The sequence below is a fragment of the Kribbella sp. VKM Ac-2566 genome, from assembly GCF_004366005.1.
Lineage (GTDB): Bacteria > Actinomycetota > Actinomycetes > Propionibacteriales > Kribbellaceae > Kribbella > Kribbella pratensis.
The window spans coordinates 3,663-5,273 of the sequence record NZ_SODT01000004.1 but is presented as its reverse complement, the minus strand read 5'-3'; the positions used below and the strand labels follow the sequence as shown (position 1 = coordinate 5,273).

Sequence of the window (1,611 nt, the reverse complement as noted above, 5' to 3'; positions counted from 1 at the left end):
TGACCGTATTCCGGGAACCGTACAGTGAACGCGAACATCGTTACGTAGCGCAGGCTAATTATTGTCTGTCCATCTAAAAAGATGGGTGTGTGACAAGCCCTCGGCCTATTAGTACCAGTCAGCTCCACACCTTGCGGCGCTTCCACCTCTGGCCTATCAACCCAGTGGTCTACTGGGGGCCTTACCCGGTTAACCCGGTGGGAGACCTCATCTTGAAGCGTGCTTCCCGCTTAGATGCTTTCAGCGGTTATCACTCCCGAACGTAGCCAACCAGCCGTGCTCCTGGCGGAACAACTGGCACACCAGAGGTTCGTCCACCCCGGTCCTCTCGTACTAGGGGCAGCCCTTCTCAAGTCTCCTGCGCGCGCAGCGGATAGGGACCGAACTGTCTCACGACGTTCTAAACCCAGCTCGCGTGCCGCTTTAATGGGCGAACAGCCCAACCCTTGGGACCTACTCCAGCCCCAGGATGCGACGAGCCGACATCGAGGTGCCAAACCATCCCGTCGATATGGACTCTTGGGGAAGATCAGCCTGTTATCCCCGGGGTACCTTTTATCCGTTGAGCGACGGTGCTCCCACATGCCACCGCCGGATCACTAGTTCCGACTTTCGTCCCTGCTCGACATGTCTGTCTCACAGTCAAGCTCCCTTGTGCACTTACACTCGACACCTGATTGCCAACCAGGCTGAGGGAACCTTTGAGCGCCTCCGTTACCTTTTAGGAGGCGACCGCCCCAGTCAAACTACCCACCAGGCACTGTCCCTGATCCGGATAACGGACCAAAGTTAGACAGCCAGAACAATCAGAGTGGTATTTCAACGATGACTCCACCCGAACTGGCGTCCGAGCTTCACAGTCTCCCACCTATCCTACACAAATTGTACCGACCACCAATACCAAGTTGTAGTAAAGGTCCCGGGGTCTTTCCGTCCTGCTGCGCGTAACGAGCATCTTTACTCGTAATGCAATTTCGCCGAGTCCATGGTTGAGACAGCGCCCAAGTCGTTACGCCATTCGTGCAGGTCGGAACTTACCCGACAAGGAATTTCGCTACCTTAGGATGGTTATAGTTACCACCGCCGTTTACTGGCGCTTAAGTTCAAAGCTTCGCCGGCCGAAACCAGCTAACCTGTCCCCTTAACGTTCCAGCACCGGGCAGGCGTCAGTCCGTATACATCGAATTACTTCTTCGCACGGACCTGTGTTTTTAGTAAACAGTCGCTTGGGCCTGGTCTCTGCGACCATCACCGCTTCAGTGAGCAAGTCACCTAACGGATCAGGTCCCCCTTCTCCCGAAGTTACGGGGGCATTTTGCCGAGTTCCTTAACCATGGTTCACTCGATCGCCTTGGTATTCTCTACCTGATCACCTGTGTCGGTTTGGGGTACGGGCGGCTCTAACACTCACTGCGAAGTTTTTCTCGGCAGCATGGGATCATCCACTTCCCCTGAACGGGTCCGCCTCGGCTCTCAGGCTCAATGAGACACGGATTTGCCTATGCCTCGCCCTACCACCTTGCCCGCGGATCAGCTTGCGCCTACCATCGCCGCGGTTGGACTACCCTCCTGCGTCACTCCTCAATGCACCTACTACCACCTCGGGTCATG

1 rRNA gene (cut by a window edge) is annotated in these 1,611 nt (G+C 55.9%); it reads right to left on the bottom strand.

Features of this window, described 5'->3' with window-relative positions:
• Positions 1-88 precede the first annotated feature (88 nt).
• Positions 89-1,611 (bottom strand): 23S ribosomal RNA (locus tag EV647_RS03030); it runs 1,381 nt beyond the window's last position.